The 19,364-nt window shown below is 65.4% G+C and carries 2 protein-coding genes and 1 pseudogene; all 3 read right to left on the bottom strand.

Translation table 11 applies throughout. From position 1 onward, the window contains the following. Positions 1-3: 3 nt before the first annotated feature. Positions 4-1,275 carry a GNAT family N-acetyltransferase gene (locus tag FOY51_RS18755; protein WP_187776385.1) on the bottom strand — a complete coding sequence of 424 codons (1,272 nt, stop codon included), beginning with the start codon at positions 1,273-1,275 and terminating at the stop codon, positions 4-6. Between the two features lie 209 nt (positions 1,276-1,484). Next, entirely contained in the window at positions 1,485-2,729 is a 1,245-nt protein-coding gene (locus tag FOY51_RS18760; RefSeq protein ID WP_149431786.1) for a GNAT family N-acetyltransferase, read from the bottom strand. 14 nt (positions 2,730-2,743) lie between these two features. Then, positions 2,744-19,270: pseudogene (locus tag FOY51_RS18765) on the bottom strand (amino acid adenylation domain-containing protein); the annotation flags it as partial. Positions 19,271-19,364: the final 94 nt, after the last annotated feature.

Here is a 19,364-nt window from a genome sequence, read left to right on the forward strand (position 1 = left end):
AAGTTACAGGGCAACGCAACGATCGTCGGGCGCCGCCACAGGCCTGCCACGCCGAGCCGCCGTGACAGCCCACAGTTCGTTGTCCGTGCGCGTTCCGTCGTGCTGGAAACGTATTAACAATCCCTCGTTGTGCATGCCGAGGTTGCTCGCGAGCTCCCGCTCGGGCGCACCACCCGCTGGGACCGCGATCCACAGGCGCTCGCAACCGACCTCGAAGGCGTAGTCGACCAGCAGCTCGGCGGCCGCCGTCCTGATCTGCGATTCGGCCGAACAGGACACGATCGAGAATCCGAGTTCGGCGGCACAGTTGTGGATCTGCCGCAGCCAGCATTCCCCGACCAACACGCCGTCGAGTTCGATGGCGAACGGGAGTTCGGCATCGGCATGCGGGGGCAGTATCTCGCGCAACACCGACAGATCGGCTTTGCGGCGATCACGGAGCGTGACCTGACCCGGCGTCACGGTTTTCGGTCCGAGCGCAACATGCGGCGGATGCTGCAAGCTCCGCACCAATGCTTGCGTGGTCATGGCGGACGACATCCTTGCGCCGTACACGGTCGCCAGGATTCGCTGTGCGGTTCGCACCCGCTCGGGCTTCGCCGCACCTGCCGGCGCGGCGACAGCGGCCGGCCTGCGTCGTTCGATCACCTGCCGAGCGAAGCCGCCTGCAGGAATGTCGGCCCGGGTGAACGTCCACAGGTTGTAGGTCTTGCGCATGCCGCCGGCGTCGAAGAACGAGTCCATGGTCGCGTCGAGGTGCATACCCATGAATTCGCATACGCGATTGACACGAACGTTTTCGACGCCAGTTCCGGCCGTGATCAGTTCCAGGCCCATCGTGTCGAAGGCGAAGTCGATCATCATCGCGCCTGCGAGCATGGCGACACCGCCACCTGCGAGCTCGCCGTCGATCCAGATACTCAGTTCCGCCGACGGCAAGCCCGGCTCGACCCACGCAATCGCGCATCGACCGGCAAACCGACCGTCGACTTCGAGAACGAACGGCACCGTGCGCCCTTCGCGTTGCTGCCGCCGTAGCGCTACACAGGTCCGGACCCACTGCTCGAAGGTGTGGCGCTGGTCCCAGCTCAACGTCGATGTCGGCGCGAACGGCTCGTCCAATTCACGATCGCGAATGCTGATTCGACGCCATTCGGCGGCATCCGATACTCGCGGTCGACGCAATACAAGCGTGCGACCGTTGATTTTCTGCGGGCCTATTTTCGTCGTTTTCGAAATGATCTTGATTCTGGACAACGTGTCGTGCGGTGCCATATCTCTCGCCAATCTCGTCATGCACATACTCGGCGGAGCGGGCCCGGCACGATCTGTTGCACTGCTGGTCAGGACGTTCGAATACCCGTCGAGCAGTACAAGTCGGGCTTTCGAGACACGAGGATGTTAACACCGACAAAACGGATTGAAATCCGACTATTGAATGACACTGAACGGTTTGTAATTGATTAGCCAGAAAAGCTAATGGGCTACTGGCCGGTAATATTCGGCGTTATTGCCCACAGTTCGTGGTCTTTACGGACACCACCGACCGGACGAAATTGCGTGAGCGTCCCCTCGTTCGTCAGACCGAGCTGTTCGGCAAGATTTCTCGTATCGTCGTCCGCGACAAGTACCGGGATCCACACCCGCTCGCAACCGACTTCGAATGCGTAGTTCAACATCAACTCTGCTGCAGCGGTCGTCAGTTCCGGTGTGGCGGTTCGTGGGTCGACGACGACGCCCAACTCCGCAGTCAGGTTGTAGATCTGCCGCAGCCACGCTTGGCCGACGAGCGTGCCGTTCAGATCGATGGCGAACGGTAGCTCCGGATCGACCTCGACCCCGCGCATCCACTCGGCGATCGGTGCCGCATCGGACTTTCGACGGCTACGCAACGTCACCACGCCTGCCGCAACGGTTTTCGGTCCACGATTCACGGTGGGAGCACGTCGGACCCGCTGCAACTGTTGCTGCACAGTCGAGACGACCGCGTACTTGGCTGCATAAGCGCCGATCTTGATCGATGCCGGAACCCGTGACCCCCAAGCTTTGTCGGTACTCGAGTCCTGAGCCTGGGCCGAGTGGGGTCGAGCACGCTCCACCGCGCGAGCCGCAAAGCCGCCGTCCGGAATGTCGTCGGTGGTCAGGGTGTACCAGTTGTACGCCTTACGTCGCCCACCCGCGTCGAAGAACGACGCCATCGTCGCTTCCGGGTGCATACCCAGCGCGAGTGCGAGAGCATTGCCCGCTTTGTTCTCGGTAGCCGTCGATCCCGTGACAACCGGAAGGCCCAACGTGGTGAACGCGTAATCCGCGATCAACCCGGTGACGACGGTCGACAGCCCACCGCGCACCACGGTCGTATCCAGCCAGAGGGCGAGTTCCGCACTGCCGGAACCCACTTCGGCCCACGTGAGCGCACTTTCACCGGCAAATCGCCCGTCGATCTCGACGGCGAACGGCACTCGTCGACCTTCACGTTGCGCACGTTTGAGCATCATGTAATTGCGCGCCCAGTGGTCGTGATTGTGCCGCTCGTCCCAGTCCAGCGTCGACGTCGGCGCGGCAGCCTCGTTGAACTCGCGGTCTCGCAGCCGAATTCGACGCCAGTCGGCGCCATCGGATATCCGAGGCGGCCGCAGCAACACGGTCCGGCCGTTCACATCGACAGGGCCGAGCGTGGTGTTCTTTGCGATCAGTCCGAGCAGCGGAGACTTCGCGGAACGGCGCATGCGTTGCCCAATCTCTAGTTGTCGAGCCAATTCTCGAACGGGCCCGCGACGGCGTGCAACTCGAGATCAGCCGACGACCAGCGCTCGATTTCGGAGTCGGCGTCAGCGCCCACCACCACGACGCTCTGCAGATCGTCCATTCCGGACGGATCGATGTTTGCGAGCGTTCCGGGCTCGGCGATCAGATGCGTCACCCATTCGGCGGCAAGCACCTCTTCCGGATCCGCGTCGTCGGACTGCGAATCGATGACCATGGTGGCACCGACCGTCCCTGCGAGAATCAACTCGAGAAGCAGTGCCGGCGACGTCGGCGACCCCAGGTAGTAGGTCCGGGAGTCGTATTCGACGGACAGCTGCGAGCGCGCCCGTTCGACCACGGTTGCCAACTGCTCGTACGTGACCAGCGAGCCGGTTCCACTCACGAACGCGGTGTCGTCGCCCTTGGTCGGACTCACGCGGTCCGCGTAGGTGATCGGTCGCGGCGACTGCTGAGCGATCTCGTCTTCGACGCTCGCGTCGTCCACGATCAGCCACGGCAGATCAGAAGCCTTCGAGCGATCCGACGATGTCACTCCGAGCGCCGCCGCGGGGCCTGCTCCAGCGCCGCCCACCAGGATGGCGGCGCCGGTCTTGACGACCGCCCACCGAGCGACGGCACCCTCGATCGTGCGGTCGAAGTCGACCACCACCCCGGTACCCGGGCCGCAACCGCGATCGATCAGAACGCGTGCGAGCCGCGACGATCGCTGATCCAGATCTCGATAGGGCATCTCGTCGTCACCGAACGCGACTGCAGGCGCCTCCGGATCGTCCTCGACCGCGGCAACCAACAGCTGTGCAAGGTTGGTGCCCGAGGACGGCGCGGTCGGCGCCACCGTTCGAGCCGCTCCCGCTGCGAGCATCTGCTCTCGCTCGTCGGCATCGAAGATGTCGATATCGCCGACCTTGATGTCGGGATCGGCCACCACCGCGCCGAGGATGCGGACGAGCCGCCTGCCGAACGCTGCAACGGTCGACTCGTCGAAAAGGTCGAGCGCGTAGGTGAACACGGCGTCCAGCTGCGCGGTGGAACCATCCGCGTTGTGCATGCTCTCGACGTTGAGTTGCAGATCGAACTTCGCGGACATGGCACCGGCATCGAGTGCGCTGACCGTCAGCCCCGGCAGCTCCAGCTGCGCCGCTTCGAGGTTCTGGAACGCGATCACGACCTGAACCAGCGGATGGTGCGACTTCGATCGCGTCGCGCCGAGCTCTTCCACGATCCGTTCGAACGGCACGTCGGCGTTCGCGAACGCCGACAGGTCGGTTTCGCGCGTCTGGTCGAGCAGCTCACCGAAGGTGGCCGCCGGGTCGATGGTCGAGCGCAATGCCAGCGTGTTGACGAACATCCCGACCAGGTCGTCGAGGACGCGCTCGCCGCGTCCCGCGATCGGCGTGCCGATGGCGATGTCGGTCCGACCGGACAGTCGCGCCAACAACACCGCCAGTCCGGCCTGGATCACCATGAACAGAGATGCGTTGTGCGCGTGCGCGATCCGAATGAGTTCGCCGTGTACCTCGTCCGGAATCGAGAAGGCGACGTTGGCACCGCGTAGCGACGGTTCCGCCGGTCGCGGTCGATCGCTCGGGAGCTCCAGCAGACCTGGCAGCCCGGACAGCGTCTTCTTCCAATAGCGGAGCTGCTCGGCGGCGATCGAGTCGTCGTCGGTGTCCAGGCCGATCACGTCACGCTGCCAGAGCGTGAAGTCGGCGTACTGGATCTCCAGCGGGGCCCACCCCGGCGCAGCCCCTGCCGTCCGTGCCGCGTACGCGGCAACCATGTCGCGTGCCAGGGGCGCCATGGACGCACCGTCGGCAGCGATGTGATGGACGACCAGAGCGAATATGTAGTCGTCGGTGGCGACCCGGAACAGCTTCGCGCGCAACGGCACCCGCTCGGTCACATCGAAGCCGGTCGTGACCAGCTCGATGATCATCGGCAGCGCATCCGGGGCATCGACCACATCCAGCTCCAGGTCGGACACGACGTCGGCCTGCGGCAGTACTTCTTGATACGGCACGCCCTCATGCGCCGGATAGCGAGTACGCAGGCTCTCGTGTCGCTCGATCACATCCGACACCGCGTGCTGCAATGCATCGACGTCCAGCGAGCCCTTCAGCTCGATGGCCAACGGAATGTTGTATGCCGCGGATTCCAGATCGAGCTGATTGAGCACCCACATCCGTTGCTGCGCAATGGACAACGGCACTCGTTCCGGGCGATCCATCCGGGTCGGTCCACGTCGAGCAGAGCCCGAACCGCGCACCACCCGGGCGGCAAGGCCGTTGACCGTCGACGCCTCGAACAGATCGCGAACGCCGAGGTTGGCGTCGAGAGCCTCGTTGACCCGAGCCACCACCCGAGTCGCGGCCAGCGAGTTGCCGCCGAGGGCAAAGAAATCGTCGTCCGAGCCGACCCGATCGACACCGAGAAGAGTCTCGTAGACCTCCGCTACCGTCTGCTCGATCGGCGTCTTGGGCTCCTGGAACACCTTGTCGCTGACGAACTCCGGCGAGGGCAACGCATTACGGTCGAGTTTGCCGTTCGGTGTGAGCGGCAACGCCGGTAACACCACCAGGACGTCGGGAACCATGTAGCCGGTGAGGAATCCGCCGACGAAGTCACGCAACTCGGTCCGATCGACGTCCGCGATACCGAGACCGGACTCGGGCACCACGTACCCGATCAGACGCTGACCCGAATAATCGTCTGACACCACCGACGCAACGGCCTGCGCGACACCGTCGAATCGCAGCAGCGCCGACTCCACCTCCCCCAACTCGATACGGAAGCCGCGCAACTGCACCTGCTGATCGCTGCGACCCGCGTACTCGAGTTGCCCGTCGACGTTCCACTTCGCGACGTCACCGGTGCGATACATCCGAGTCCCGCTGGGGCCGAATGGATTCGCCACGAAACGGCCCGCACTCAAATCCGGACGACCGATGTAGCCACGCGAGAGCTGCGCACCGGTCACGTACATCTCACCGGGCACACCCACCGGCACCGGACGCAGGCGCTCGTCGAGCACATACACACCGAGGCCGGGCAGCCCGACACCGATCACGCTCGCCGACGCCTGCGCAGCACTGATTCGGTCGAGTTCCAGGAACGACACGTGCACGGTGGTCTCGGTGATGCCGTACATGTTCACCAATCGCGGCGATTCCGGATGCCGCTCGTACCAGCGGGTGAGCTGACGCAGATCCAACGCCTCACCACCGAACACCACGAACCGCAGCGACAGATCGTCACGACCCGCTGTGCTACGACCGCGCGCCCGATCGGCTTCGGCGAGCTGATAGAACGCCGACGGCGTCTGACTCAGCACCGTCACCTTTTCCCGCGCAAGCAACTCCACCACTTCGTCGGGTGCGCGCGAAGTCAGGTAGTCGACGACCACCACGGTGCCGCCCGTCGCGAGCGCCGCCCAGATCTCCCACACCGAGAAGTCGAAGGCAAAGGAGTGAAACATCGTCCACACATCGTCTTCGGTGAAGCCGAACGACGGCTGCGTGTTCGTGATCAGCTGCACCACGTTGCGATGCTCCACCGCAACACCCTTCGGGCGTCCCGTCGAGCCCGAGGTGTAGATGACGTACGCCGTGTGCTCTGGCCGCAACGGAGCGAGCCGATCCGCGTCGACGATCCGACTCTCGGCCTGAACTGCGCTATCGACATGGACCTCGTCGTCGACATCGACATCAATCGTCGCAATCGTGTGCTGCGGCAAACGATCACGTTCATCGGAGCGCGTCAGCACCACAGCGGGTGCGGCGTCGTCGAGAATGAACTCGAGGCGCTCCGCTGGATAGGTCACATCCAACGGGAGGTAGCCCGCACCGGTCTCGAGTACAGCGAGCAACGCCACGATCAGATCGGCCGAACGGCCCATCGCGACCGCGACCAGCGTCTCCGGACCCGCACCCGCAGCAATCAGCTTGCGCGCCAGCTTGTTCGCCCGCCTGCCCAGCTCGTCGTAGCTCGTCGAGACCCCGTCGAAACGAACAGCCGTCCCACTGCCGTTGCTGTCGATGCGATCGTGAATCACATCGAGCAACGTCACGTCGGTAGAAGTGGCACCGGAAGTCAGCGAGCGAGCAAGGATCGCATCCGATTCCCCGTCGCCGAGCACACCGATATCACCGACAGCAACATCCGGAGTTGCGGCGATCGCGTCCACGATGGCGGTGAAACGCTCCGCGAACGTCCGCACCGTCGCCTCGTCGAACAGATCGGTGGCATAGGTGAACACGGCGGACAAGCCTGCGCCCGCACCGAGCTCCGAGAGCGTCAACTGCAGATCGAACTTCGACACCGGCACATCGAAGTCGATGCCCGCCACCGACAGACCCGGCAGATCCAAGGCCTGCGAAGCCATGTTCTGGAAGGCCAGCACCACCTGGAACAGCGGGTGCCGAGCGGGCGAGCGCTCGGGATCGAGTACCTCGACCACCTTCTCGAAAGGAACGTCCGCGTGTCCGAATGCCGCAACGTCGGTCTCGCGAACGGCGCCGACCAGACGCTCGAAGCTCACCGCCAGATCCACCTCGGTCCGCAGGACCAACGTGTTGACGAACATGCCGATGACACCGTCGAGCGCAGCCTCACCGCGACCCGCGATCGGAGTGCCGATCGCGATGTCCCTGGTACCCGACAACCGCGCCAGCAATACGGCGAGGGCGGCGTGTACCACCATGAACAGCGTCGAATTCTCGCGGCGGGCGAGATCGTCGAGCTTGCGATGCAGATCGGCATCGATGGAGAAGGCCACTGTCCCACCGACATTGGACGCCGTCGCAGGCCTCGGCCGATACGACGGCAGGTCCAGTTGCTCCGGAAGACCGGCGAGCGCACCCTTCCAGAAGTCCAGTTGCTGCGACACCAAGGAATCCGCAGCGGACTCGTCGCCGAGAACCTCGCGCTGCCACAGCGTGTAGTCGGCGTACTGTACCGGCAGCGGCGGCCAATCGACCTGGTTGCCGTGCGTGCGCTCCGCGTACGCGACCATCAGATCCCGGGTCAACGGACCCATCGAGACGCCGTCCGACGAGATGTGATGCACCACGAAGACCAGCACGAACTCGTTGTCCGCCAGGCGAAGTAACGCTACACGGAATGGCGGCGCGGTGGAGACGTCGAAGCCTTCGGCGATCAGCGCACCGATCCGCTCGATCACCGCCGACTCGTCCACGGACTCCACAGCGAGTTCGACGTCCACCTCGGACGGCCCCAGTATCTGCTGGAATCCCTCGCCGTCGAATGCCGGGTAGCGCGTGCGGAGCACCTCGTGACGTTCGACCAGATCACCGATCGCGGCCTGCAGTGCAGCGACGTCCAGATCGCCGCTGAGCCGGACGGCAACGGGAATGTTGTAGGCAGCGGAGTCGGTGTCGAACCGGTTGAGGAACCACATCCGCTGCTGCGCAAGCGAAAGCGGCACTCGGTCCGGCCGCGGCATCGCGGTCAGTTCCTTGCGACCACCCGAACCGGAATGAGTTTCCACGGCGGCGGCCAGGCGAGCGACGGTGGGCGCTTCGAACAGCAAACGGACCGGGACCCGCGTGTCGAGTGCGGCACCGACACGCGCCGCGACATGCGTTGCCAGCAGCGAGTTGCCACCGATCCCGAAGAACGAATCGTCCAGGCCGATCCGTTCGACTCCGAGAACGTCGGCAAAAATATCTGCAATGGCTTGCTCGACAGCCGTTTCCGGCGCGCGGAACGCCGCGGCGCTGGCGAACACGGGTGCGGGCAGTGCCTTGCGATCGAGCTTGCCGCTCGCGTTCAGCGGCATTTCGTCGAGCACGACGACGGTGGCCGGCACCATGTAGCTCGGCACCTCGCGTGACAGTTCGGTGATCAGGCGAGCCTCGTCGATCGAGCTACCCACCACATAGGCAACCAGCTGATCGCCGATCGTGGCGTCGGTGTGTACGACGGCGACCGCTTGGGACACAGCGCTCTGCCGCAACAGCGCGGCCTCGATCTCGCCGAGCTCGATGCGCAGACCGCGCAACTTCACCTGGAAGTCGGTGCGGCCCAGGTATTCCAGGTCACCGGACTCGTTCCAGCGCACCAGGTCGCCGGTCCGATACATCCGGCCACCGTCGGTGTCGAGTGGATTGGCGACGAAACGGTCGGCCGTGAGGTCCGGCCGGCCGTGATAGCTGCGTGCCAGTTGCGATCCCGCCAGGTACAACTCGCCTGCGACGCCCACCGGGACCGGCCGCAGGCGCGCATCCAGAACCAGCGCTGCCGCGTTCCACACCGGAACGCCCATCGGAACCGAGGCAACCGTCGTATCGGTGACTGCGTAATGCGTTGCATGGACCGTGAATTCGGTGGGGCCGTACAGGTTGTGCGCGCTCGCCGCACTCACCCGCCCCAAGGCAGCGACCGTCGAACCCGGCAATGCCTCACCTGCGATCAGCACTGTCCGCAGCGATGCCACGTCCGCGGCCGCAACGTTCGCGACGAACACCGCCAACATGGACGGCACGAACGACGTCATCGTCACCCGCTCCGACGCGATGACCTGTGCCAGGTATTCCGGGTCGCGGTGCCCATCCGGTGTGGCGATCACGAGCCTGCCGCCGCGAATCAGCGTGCCGAACAACTCCCATACCGACACGTCGAAGGTCGCGGGCGTCTTCTGCAGCACCACATCCTGTGCACCGAGACCGTATTCGGTGCTCAGCCAGAGCAACTGGTTCACAACGGACCGGTGGCTGACCGCGACGCCCTTGGGCCGTCCCGTCGAACCGGATGTGAACAACACGTACGCCACGTTCGCCGGCGTGAGGGCACCGAGGCGCTCGTTTTCCGTGATCGGCGCACCCGAGAGGCCTGTGGTGTCGATCGATTCGATCGGGACCGTCAAAACATCGCCCGGCACGTCGAAGCCGTCGGCCGTCAGTACGCAGACCGGTGCCGCGGTGTCGAGGACGTGCGCAATTCGCTCAGCAGGATGATCGGGATCCAGCGGCACGTATCCGCCACCCGCTGCCTGCACGGCATACATCGAAACCTGCAGATCCACCGATCGGCGCATGCCGAGGGCGACCAGCGATTCCGGACCCACGCCGATCGATATCAGATGGCGCGCAAGACGGTTGACCCGCGCCGCGAACTCGCCGTAGGTGAGCGACTCCGCGCCGGACGTCACCGCGGGGGCATCGGGTGTTGCCGCTGCTTGCGCCTCGAAGAGCGACACCACGGTCGCATCGGCCTCGACCGCGTGTGCGGTGGCGTTGAGTTCGGTGACGACCCGGCGTCGTTCGGCGGCGTCGAGGATGTCGATGTCGCCCACCGCAACGGTCGGGTCGGCAACTATCGCTTCCACGATCCGAATCAGCCGCAGACCGAGGGTCTCCACCTCCGTGCGACCGAAAAGGTCGACCAGGTATTGGAAGGTGAACTCGAGCCGATCCCCCAGCACCGCAAGCAGTGTCAGCGGGTAGTGGGTGACCGTCGTCATGTCGACGCCGGTCACGCTCATGCCGTCGATGGAGTTCGCGGCGGCGATGCCCGCGGTGTCGACCGGGTAGGACTCGTAGACGAGCAGGGTGTCGAACTCGGCACCGACGCCGACTGCGTCGTGAATCTGTGGCAGCCCGACGTGGTGATGGGTGAGCAGATCCGACTGCTCGGCCTGAATCCGCGACAACACGCTCGCGGCACTGTCCGACTGCTCGAAGCGCACGCGCACCGGCACGGTGTTGATGAACAAGCCGATCATCGATTCGATGCCCGGCACATCGGGCGAACGACCGGAGACGGTGGTTCCGAACACCACGTCGTCTCGACCGGTCAAGCGGCCCAACAGAATTCCCCACACCACCTGCACCACGGTGTTCACCGTGACACCGCGATCGGCGGCATACGTGGCGAGGGCGGCAGTCGTTTCCGAGCTCAACTCGAACGTGTACTCACCGGAGAGTGCGGTGATTTCGCGACGTGGCGCAACCGGCGACACCGTGGTCGGCTCGGCAACTCCGTCGAGCGCAGTGCGCCAGGCCTGGATCGACGCGGCCTCGTCGTGGCCAGCCAGCCAACCGAGGTAGCTGCGGTACGGACGGACAACCGGCAGCACCGATGCGTCGCCGGATGTCGCGTACAACACCAGCAGATCCTTCATCAGCAACGGCATCGACCAGCCGTCGAGCAGGATGTGATGGTTGGTGACAACGAGTCGGTAGTCGCCCTCACCGAGCGTCACCAGAACGAACCGGATCAGCGGCGGCCGCGCGAGATCGAATCGCTCGGTCCGATCGTCGACCAGCAATTGCTCGAACGCCGCATCGGAGCTGCCGCTCAGATCGACCTCACGCCACGGCAACTGCACCGAATCGAGCACGATCTGCACCGCAGCACCGGACGAGTCCGGAATGAACGCGGTCCGCAGATTCGCATACCGGCTCAGCACGGCCTCACCCGCCGCATGCAGACGAGTCGCGTCGACCGAACCGGTCAGCGAGAGCACCACCTGCGAGGTGTAGACGTCCACCGATGCTTCGGCCAGGATCGAGTGAAACATGAATCCCGACTGCAACGGCGTCAACGGCCAGACGTCGGTGAGTGCGGGGAATCGCTTCTCCCACAGCTCGATATCGGACTGCCGGGTGGGTACCAGCGGCAGATCGGACGGCGTCAGGCCACCGGCGCCCGGCTGCTGGGTCGCTGCGACGATCGACTCCAGAGCTGTGCGCCACAGGTGTGCGAACTCGGTGACCGCGGCTTCGTCGAGCAACGTCTCCGGGTAGGCGAACGATGCCGAGAGCTGTCCACCGACAACCACGGCATTGATGTCGACGACGGCCATAGCGGGCATCGACGGATCGGGTGGCGCCGGGAGGTCACCGAGATCGGAAGCGGGCAACCAACCGAGTGCCTCGATTCCCTCGGGCAGGTCTCCCGCCGAGATCCGGCCGAGGTAGTTGAAGCCGATCTGGCCGGGAACCCGATGCGGCAGTTGCGCTTCCGTCTCCGCATTGAGATACCGGAGCAAGCCGTATCCGATGCCGTTGTCCGGCAACCGACGCAGCTGCTCCTTGATCGCCTTGACGGCCGCACCCGCTGCGACTCCACCCGCCAACGCATCGTCGAGATCGAGACCGGCGACATCGAGACGCACCGGGTACACACTGGTGAACCAGCCGACGGTGCGCGACAGATCCGCTCCGGGCGCAACGCCTTCCTCGCGTCCGTGACCCTCCATGCGGACCAACGCGGACGACGCGTCGACACCACGGTTGTTCCGCCACTTCGCAAGCGCGAGAGCGAGTCCCGCGAGCAGTGCGTCGTTGACGCCGCCGTGAAACGCCTCGGGAACCGAGGTCAGCAAGGCGTCGGTTGCCTGCGCATCGAGGCTGACGGACACCGTGCGCACCGTCGATGCCACATCGATCGCCGGATCGAACGCTCGGCTACCCAGCTCGGGATCTGCGCCTGCAACGACCTGTTTCCAGATCGGCAGCTCGGCGCGTCGCTCGTCCTCGGTGGCGACATCTGCCAGTGCGTGTGCCCAGCGACGCCACGACGTACCGACCGCCGACAGCGAGGGTGTCGCACCGGAATTGTGCTGCGCCCAGGCGCTGACGAAGTCCGGCACGAGGATGCGCCAGGACACCCCGTCGACGACCAGGTGATGCGCGACGACGATCAATCGACCGGTGTCGGCGTTGTCCTTCGGATCCAGCCACACGAACTGCAGAACGCTGCCGGTTGCGGGATCGAGCCGGGTCAGTGCGGCTTCTGTCGCACTCGTCGCTGCCTCGACGAGATCGGTTTCCGCGGAGTCGATTTCGACGCGATGCACGAGGGCATCGACATCGACATCACCGGCGGGGCGCGTCTCGAGATGCCAGACACCGACCGTATCGGTGAAGAGCCGCGATCGCAGGGCATCGTGATGGTCGACAACGGCCGAGATCGTCGAAACGACACCGGCCCTGTCGATTCCCGCCGGCAGCTCCAGGCTCAACGTCTGGTTGAAACGATCGAAGGTGCCGCGATCCACCATGTACCGCACCACCGGTGTCAGCGGCATGCCGCCGACACCGCCGCCGGGAAGTTCGACCAGTTCGGCCGGACGACCAGCATCTCCTGCGGTCGCGACGGCAGCTAGTCCGGCAACCGTCCGCTGCTCGAAAACGTCGCGCGGCGAGAAGACCACGCCGCGGGCCTTAGCGCGCGAGACCACCTGGATCGACACGATGCTGTCGCCGCCCAGCGCGAAGAAGGAATCGTTGACACCGACCCGTTGCACACCCAACACTTCGGCGAACACCTCGGCGATGGTCTGCTCCGTGGGTGTCGTCGGCGCGCGGAAGGCCGCGGCACTGGCGAACACCGGCGCGGGCAACGCCTTTCGATCCAGCTTGCCGCTCGGGTTCAGTGGCATCGAGTCGAGCACCACGATCGTCGCGGGCACCATGTAGCTGGGCAGTTCGCGGCCGATCGCGCGGGTCAGCGTCTCGGTGTCCACTGCGGCACCACCTGCGGGCACCACGTATCCCACCAGCTGATCGCCGACCGTCGAGTCGGATACGACGATCACCGCGGCCTGGCGAACCGTGTCCTGCCGCGACAACACCGACTCGATCTCGCCGAGTTCGATCCGGAGGCCACGTACTTTCACCTGGAAGTCGGTGCGGCCCAGGTACTCCAGGTTGCCCTTGTCATCCCAACGCACCAGGTCCCCGGTGCGATACATCCGGGCGCCGGGTTCGCCGAAGGGATCGGCCACGAAGCGGTCCGATGTCAGGTCGGCGCGGCCGAAGTAGCCGCGTGCCAACTGTGTGCCCGCCATGTAGAGCTCGCCGGCAACACCGACCGGCGCCGGGTGCAGCCGCTCGTCGAGTACTAGTGCGCGTGCATTCCACACTGCGCCACCGATCGGAATAGCACCGGTCTCGGTTCCGTCGGCGGTGTAATGCGTTGCGTGAACCGTGAATTCGGTCGGCCCGTACAGATTGTGTGCCGACGCGGTCGAGACCGCACGCAGTTGGGCAACGGTCGACGCCGTGAGCGCCTCACCGGCGATCAACACGGTGCGCAGCGATGCAACGTCGCGGGCCGCGACGTTGGCTGCGAAGACCGACAGCATCGATGGGACGAACGACGTCATCGTGACCTGCTCGCGTGCGATCACGCCGGCCAGATAGTCGGGATCGCGGTGACCGTCCGGTGCGGCGATCACCAGCCTGCCACCCCGAATCAACGTGCCGAAAAGCTCCCACACCGAAACGTCGAAGGTGGTCGGGGTCTTTTGCAGCACAACGTCATCCGGACCGATGCCGTATTCCGCCGTGATCCATTCCAATTGATTCACCACAGAGCCGGTGCGGACGGCGACACCCTTGGGTCGACCTGTCGATCCCGATGTGAAGATCACGTACGCAGTGTTGTCCGGCGTCGACGCCGACAACCGTTCCGCCGCACCGATCGGCTCGTCCGAGTAGCCGGTGAGGTCCTGGGTGTCGATCGCGAAGACGGGTACGTCGACCCGCGCCGCAAGCCCGTCGGCGTCGGTGGTCAACACACAGACCGGTGCCGCGGTCTCCAGCACGTGCTCGGTGCGTTCGGCCGGATGGTCGGGGTCGAGCGGAACGTACGCGCCACCCGCGGCGAGCACCGCATACATGCCGACCAGCATGTCGATGGATCGGCGCATCCCCAGTGCCACCAACGATTCGGCGCTCACGCCCTCGGCGACCAGGAAGCGTGCGAGACGGTGCACGCGCGACGCGAACTCGACATAGGTCAGCGACTGGTCGCCGAAGGTCACCGCGACGGCATCGGGCGTGGCGGCCGCCTGAGCTTCGAACAGATCGATCACGGTCGCATCGGCGTCGACAGATCGAGCGGTGTCGTTGAAGCCGGTCAGCACCAGATCGCGTTCGGCGGCGTCGAGCAGTTCGATGTCGCCAACGACTGTGGTGGGATCGTCGACGATCGCGTCCAGAATGCGGGTGATCTTGACACCGAATGCGGCAACGGTGGCGACGTCGAAAACGTCGCTGAGGTACTGGAACGTGAACTCGAGCCGCTCCCCTACCACGGCCAGCAGGGTCAGCGGGTAGTGCGTGATCGTCGTCATGTCGACGCCGGTGACACTCATGCCGTCGATCGAGTTTGCCGCGGCGATACCCGCGGTGTCGACCGGGTAGGACTCGAATACCAGTAGCGTGTCGAACTCCACGCCCGCACCGACGGCACCGTGAATCTGGGACAGCCCCTGGTAGTGGTCACCGAGCAGGTCGGCCTGCTCGGCTTGCACACGCGAGAGTACCGAGGTTGCCGTGTCCGACGGATCGAACCGCACCCGAACAGGAATGGTGTTGATGAAAAGCCCGACCATCGATTCGACGCCCGGCAGTTCCGGTGGACGGCCCGACACGGTGGCACCGAACACCACGTCGTCGCGACCGATCGAGCGGCCCAACAGGATTCCCCACACCACCTGGACGACCGTGTTGACGGTGACGCCCAGGTCGGCGGCGAACGCTGTCAGTCGCGCCGTGGCATCGGCGCTGATGTCGAAGGTGTATTCGCCCGACAGCGTGGTGATTTCGCGACCGGGCACAACGGGCGCAAGCGTGGTCGGTTCGGAGACCCCTGCCAATTCCGTCGCCCAGCGCTGCACCGAGCTGTCGATGTCCTGCTCACCCAACCAAGCCAGATAGCTTCGGTACGGGCGGACCGGCGGCAGAATCGATGTGTCACCGCTGGTTGCGTAGAGGACCAGCAGGTCCTTCATCAGGAGCGGCATGGACCAGCCGTCGAGCAGGATGTGGTGGTTGGTCACCACAAGTCGGTGATCACCGTCGCCCAGCGATACCAGCGTGAACCGCATCAGCGGCGGCCGCGCCAGGTCGAACCGCGTCTTGCGATCGTCGACCAACAGCCGCTCGAACTCGGCCTTGCTGTCCTCGCGGGTACTCAGATCGACTTCGGTCCAAGGCAACTCGACCGAATCGAGGACCACCTGGACCGCCGATCCGGAGGCATCGGTGATGAATGCGGTGCGCAGATTGGGGTAGCGGTCGAGCACCGCGCGCCCGGCGGTCTGCAGCCGGTCACTGTCGACCGCACCTTCGAGCGTCAGCACGACCTGCGCGGTGTAGACGTCGACCGAGGTCGCCGCCAGCATCGCGTGGAAGAGCAGGCCCGACTGCAGCGGCGAGAGCGGCCACACATCGGTGAGAGCTGGAAACTGCGTCTCCCACAGTTCGATGTCGGACTGGGAAGTGTTCGCCAGCAAGAGATCCGACGGCGTTCGACCGCCCGATTGCGCGGTGTCGGTGTAGGTCGCGATCGCACCGAGTGCCTCGACCCACAAGTCGGCCAACCGCTGCACGTCGTCCGCATCGATCGCGCCCACCGGGTACGCGAACGTCGCACGCAGGGCGGCACCGTCCGGGCCTTCGGTGACGATGGCGTTGATGTCGACGGTCTTGTTCGCGGGCATGTCCGGATCGCCGGGCGCGCTCACGTCGCCCATGTCGCCTGCAGGCAGCCAGCCCACACCCTCCATGCCGGACGGGATGTCACCGGAGGAGATTCGGCCGAGGTAGTTGAAGCTGATCTGCCCCGACGGCAGGCCGAACAGTTGCGACGCGGTGTCGTCGTTCAGGAAGCGGAGCATCCCGAATCCCATGCCGGAATCCGGGACGGACAGCAACTGCTCCTTGACGGCCTTCACCGCCGCACCTGCCGCACCACGTCCGGCGAACGCGTCGTCGAGATCGATGGCTCCGACGTCGACCCTGATCGGGTAGACGCTGGTGAACCAGCCGACCGTCCGCGACAGGTCGGCGCCGGGAACGACGCCTTCCTCGCGGCCGTGCCCCTCGAGTTGCAGCAGCGTCGACGTCTCCGAGACTCCGCGGTCGCGCCGCCACTTGGCCACTGCCAGTGCGAGTCCCGCGACCAGTCCATCGTTGACGCCGCCGTAGAAACGGTCCGGAACGACCGTCAAAACTTTCTTGGTCACATCGACAGGAACGGTGACGTCGAGACGCTCGACCGTGGCTACCGTGTCGATCGCACCGTCGAAGGGACGCGCGCCCAACGTCGGATCCGGCCCGTCGAGTATCGACGTCCACAGTTCCAGCTCGCCGGTTCGCTCCGCGGCTTCGTCGACCAGTCCGTGCGCCCAGCGTCGCAGCGACGTACCGACCGGAGCCAGCTCCGGGCGCCCGCCTGCGGACACCTGCGCCCACGCGGACACGAAGTCCGGCACCAGGATTCGCCAGGACACACCGTCGACCACCAGGTGGTGCGCGACGATCAGCAGTCGCCCGGAACGACTCGGTCCGAAGTCGAACCAGACGAACTGCACCATCACACCTGCGGCCGGATCCAGGCGGCCGAGCGCGGCATCCAGTTCCGACGATGCACGCGTGACGAATTCGGCGTCGTCGACGTCCCCGAGTTCGACCCGGTGCACCCATGGTCCGACGTCCACCGAGCTGGAGTCCGCTACCTCGAGACCCCACCCGCGGTCGTCGTGCACCAGAGTGGAGCGCAGCGCATCATGGCGGTCGACAACGGCGGCGATCGTGCTGACGACACCGATGCGGTCGATACCGACGGGCAGCTCGAGTGGGATCGTCTGGTTGTAGCGGGAGTATCCGCCACCGCGCTCGATCATCAAGCGGCCGAACGGAAGCAGCGGCAGCCATCCGACTCCGCCACCGCTGAGCTCGACCAGTTCGGTCACCGCACCTGCGGCGTCGCCCGATTCGGCTACCGCCGCCAATCCTGCGACCGTTCGGTGTTCGAACACGTCGCGCGGGGTGAAGACGACACCGCGCGCCTTGGCGCGAGACACCACCTGGATGGACACGATGCTGTCACCGCCGAGGGCGAAGAAGGAATCGTCGATTCCCACCTGATCGACACCGAGCACCTCCGCGAACACGTCCGCAATGGTCTGTTCGATCGGAGTGCGCGGCGCTCGGAATTCCGCCGCACTGGCAAACACCGGCTCCGGCAACGCCTTACGGTCGAGCTTCCCGACCGGAGTGAGCGGGACCTCGTCCAGCACGATGATCGATGCAGGCACCATGTGCCGCGGCAGCGCATCGGAAACGAATGCCGTCAGTTCGTCGGTGTCGAGCGAATTTCCCTTGGGGCCAACCACATACGACACCAGTGACACCGCTCCGATGTCACTGGTGTGGCCGATGGTCACCGCGAACTCGACATGGTCGTGTGCGGTCAGTGCGGCGTCGATCTCGCCCAGCTCGATCCGGAAGCCGCGAACCTTCACCTGGAAGTCGTTGCGGCCGATGTATTCGATGACCCGAGTCGATGCGTCACCCGCTTCCGATTCCGATACCCGAACCAGGTCGCCGGTGCGATACATGCGTGCGCCGGGATCCCCGAACGGGTTAGCGACGAAGCGTTCCGCGGTCAGACTCCATCGCCCGTGGTAGCCGCGTGCGAGTTGAGCACCCGCGAGGTACAGCTCTCCCGAAACACCCAGCGGGACAGGCCGAAGGCGGTGGTCGAGCACCAGCGTGGCGACGCCGGGGATCGCCGAGCCGATCGTGATCGGCTGCTCGGGCTGCAGCGGTGCGCTGCTCGTTGCGAGGATGGTGGCCTCGGTGGGTCCGTACCCGTTGTGGAAGTCGCGTCCTGGCGACCACCTGGCGACCAACTCGGGACCGAACGAATCGCCTGCGACCACCACGACCCGAAGGTCCGGCAGCGCACCGGGATCGACGGTGGCGAGCGCGCCCGGCGTGATCAGGACATGGGTGACCCGCTCGTGGGCGAGGAGCTCACCGAGTTCTTCGCCGCCGAACGCGGTGGCAGGCGCCACGACAAGACAGGCGCCCGCGGTGAAAGCGAGGAGCAGTTCGAGGACGGACACGTCGAAACTGGGCGAACACACATGCAGCACACGCGAGTCCGACGTCACCCCGTAGTGCTCACGCTCGGCGGCCGAAACCCCGCCGAGCCCGGTGTGCGTCACCACGACACCCTTGGGCAGGCCGGTCGAGCCGGACGTGTAGATCACGTACGCCGCGTCTTCCGGGTGCAGCGTGCGGAGACGGTCGCGATACGTGATCGGGGCAACCGGCGCGTTCTCCACTCGATCGCGCGTGTCCGCGTCGTCGAGCACCAGCAGTGGAACGGACGAGTCGACTACTGCCGCCAGCGCCTCCCGATGCGTCTCGACGGTCAGCACGAGGGCTGCACCGGAGTCGCGGATCATGTGCTCGATGCGATCTGCCGGATAGGTCGGATCGACGGGGACGAATGCGCCGCCTGCCTTGGCGACCGCCCACACCGACAGCACCGATTCCAGCGAGCGGGTGAGCCCGACGGCGACAACGCTGCCCGGTCCGACACCGTCCTCGATCAGAACCCGCGCCAGCTGCGACGACGAAGCGTCCAGCTCGCGATAGCTGACCGTTCGGCCCTGGAAAACGAGAGCGGGCGCGTCACCCGCGGACTCGACCGCCGCCGTCAACAACTGCGGCAGCAGCAACACACCCGATCGCCTGCGGCGCGCTCCTCGCGCCGCCGGCCGCTCCCGACCGCCGCGCGCCCGTCCCTCGCCCGCGTCCGACGTACTC

This window comes from Antrihabitans cavernicola (assembly GCF_008297975.1).
Taxonomy (GTDB): Bacteria; Actinomycetota; Actinomycetes; order Mycobacteriales; family Mycobacteriaceae; genus Antrihabitans; species Antrihabitans cavernicola.

Bases quoted from the DNA above. Each gene is read 5' to 3' on its own strand.
- FOY51_RS18755 (WP_187776385.1), bottom strand. From the start codon at position 1,275: ATGGCACCGCACGACACGTTGTCCAGAATCAAGATCATTTCGAAAACG.
- FOY51_RS18760 (WP_149431786.1), bottom strand. From the start codon at position 2,729: ATGCGCCGTTCCGCGAAGTCTCCGCTGCTCGGACTGATCGCAAAGAAC.